Annotated in this window: 1 protein-coding gene and 1 pseudogene; both read right to left on the reverse strand. The window is 52.5% G+C overall.

Annotation, left to right across the window (positions count from 1 at the left end):
* A pseudogene (locus WBV75_RS14200) lies at window positions 1-180 on the reverse strand (hypothetical protein); the annotation flags it as partial.
* Window positions 177-2,712 (reverse strand): proprotein convertase P-domain-containing protein (locus tag WBV75_RS14205; protein WP_424121239.1); only part of this gene is annotated, 2,536 nt, incomplete at its 5' end. The gene WBV75_RS14205 and the pseudogene WBV75_RS14200, both read right to left, overlap by 4 nt.

Consider the following 2,712-nt stretch of genomic DNA (forward strand, 5'->3'; position numbering starts at 1 on the left):
AGCCTGCCAGGTGAAGGTCACCTCGCTCCGGTCGGAGGGCTGGGGAATTCCAGTCACGCAGAGTGAGTTGTTTTCAGGAAAAACAAGATTCACCTCCCCCGGTGTAGTATCCGCGGGTTCATCCCCACTGCATGCAGATACCAGCAACAAAACACTTAGGATTAAGACGGTCTTTTTCATTCCCTGAATACTTTACGTGAAAAATTTAGGTCTCCCTGCTCAATTTCAAAGAGATACAGCCCCGTGGGCAACCCGCTGAGATCCAGCAGTACCTTACCGGACTCCGGTTGAACCCGCCGGCTTCGCACCAAAATCCCGGAAGCATTAAACACCTGTACCCGTACCGGGGTCTGTGCCTCGGGCACCCTTATTTCTATCCGGTCCCGGAATGGATTCGGGGCGATCAGAGGACCCTCTGTCCGAAAAAAGGTCTCTTCAAAAACGCCTTTACAGGCTGGTACACCTTCTACCTTTAAGCGGTTTAAACCTGTTTTTAAATCGAGTGTTAGCCCGGGGCCTTTTACCTGCTGCCGTATTCCGTTCAGGGTGACCACAAAGAACTCAGATCCCTCCAGGGTTAACGCAACCGATGCTAAATCCGGCGCTGGATTTGTGAAAACAGAAATCGGATCCGGACTCCCGATCCGAACCTCAAAACACTGGGGTTCATAAGTGTTTGTACCCTCTGTCCCGCCCAAACAAACGGTATAAGTCCCCGAACTCAAATTCCCCAGCTCATAACTGCTGAAAAAAGTATCCGTGACTGTGGTGCCACCACCCTGGACGGATACTGAATAGTTAAAATCTTCCTTAGCCTCTACCGCTATCCTTCCGTCGGCACTTCCTATACAGGCTTCGCTAAAAAGGGTAATGTCAAATTGGGAATCCGGAAACCGGAAGACCTGGCACCCATTGGCATCCACGGTGGCGCCAGGGGGTGTCCCCAGGCAAAGATCGTCCCCATCGTCCAAAACCCCATCCCCGTCCGCATCCGGCCTAAAAGCACCTTCCACGCACAATTCCAGGGAAAAGCCTTCCAACAGGCCACCATCAGCCGGAGCCGTATCTTCGATGGTGAGCACCCATTCCCCGAAACTGGATTCCCCGGAAAAAGCACTCAGAGAACCCAAAGGACGCACAACACCCGATATGGCCGGGTTATCGGAACAAATAAAGGCCGGTGCTTCGGCGTCGAAAATGGCATCGATATCATTCGCCTCTCCACAGGAATTCGACAGCAGGTTCACCGTAGTACCCGAAGGAGAGGTGAGGCTTATAACAAGATCGGAAACAAAAGAATGGCTGACTTCAAGGGCCACGCGAACCCCCAATATCGGACGGTCATCTGCCACGGCAATTACAGAGGTAATGGTAGGGGTTCCGACCGAACTGATGGTTATCGGCAGGTTAGGGGCACTACTGCTGCGGCATTCAGAACTGATGGTTGTAAAACTGAACGGGGCTGAAAAAACACCTTCCCCACAGGCCGTAACTGACCTCACACGCCAGTAATACTCGGTATTCTCCTCCAGCTTACCGGGTCTGTAACTGTTGCGAAAAACCCGGATTGCCGCCACAGGGTCAATGAATGAAGGATCAGTGGCTAATTCGAAATCATAGGCCGAAACCAATGCCTGCTGTTCCCACTGCAACTCGGGTTGCAAACTGATATCGATTCCACCATTCTCAGGAAAACTCAGGTCGGGGATACTGATCTCGGTATTCGTGATTGTCAGGGTCAATGGGACACTTATGCTGGTTTCACCATCCGTTCCCCGCACTTCAAAAGGGTATGTCCCCGGGACGGCAAGGGCAGTGTTCCCCACCGCAAGTTGAATCGGGGTGTCGTCCGACAAGGCAGAATCTTCGGAGAAAGCAGCGGTAACCCCTGCAGGAAGGCCATCCACTTCAAAATTAACCAGGTTGTTAAAGCCGCCGAATGTCTGGTAGGTAAATTCAAAAATGGCATCCCCTCCCTGGCAGGTCACTTCCTGAATGGCATCAAAATACAGCAGGAAGGGCTCCTCAGTGAGTTCAATATCTGCACTGTTTATCGCAAAGTATACATTCTCAGAAGCCCTTACCATAAAACGGGCGAAGGGGGTAAAGACCCTTGGGATCTGAACCTTGGCGGAGCCCGTGTTCGGAAGTCCCTGCGCAATACGAAAAGGGAAACTCAGTCCCCCGTCTGCAGAGAGGTAAATATCCACAAGCTGCGTATTAATCGGGGCACCATCCGTTCCGGCGACATCCCAGTTGAGTGTCTGTACGCTGCCCATCGCATAGGTTTGCGGACTCCCCTGGCTAAGCAGGCGAAATGGGCCTGCCTCTTCTTCCACCCGGACCTTCAGCAGGTCTGAATTCACTTGTCCCCCACCAGGAGCATTGTCCCTTACGGTAAGCGCAAAGTTCAATTCCCGATCTACCGTAGCCACGGTTTCCCAGGCAGATCCAATTTCGGGATCGGTCTGGGTCAGGTCTCCGGTGACTACCCTGTCCAGCCTTGGGAAATACCGTACGGAATCTACCCGGGGCCTTAAGGATCTGAAATTAGACCCGGCGGCGTTTTCAGGTCCGAAATTTTCCCGGGTTACGACCCCGTTGTCTATTTGTTCCCACGCATAAGTCAACACATCCCCTATATCCGGGTCGGAGGCAGAACCTTCAAGCACAAAGGCTGTTCCTACCGGAATCCTGAAGTCCGTTAGTGCA

The sequence above is a fragment of the Robiginitalea sp. genome, from assembly GCF_049588695.1.
In the GTDB taxonomy this organism is placed as follows: Bacteria; Bacteroidota; Bacteroidia; order Flavobacteriales; family Flavobacteriaceae; genus Robiginitalea.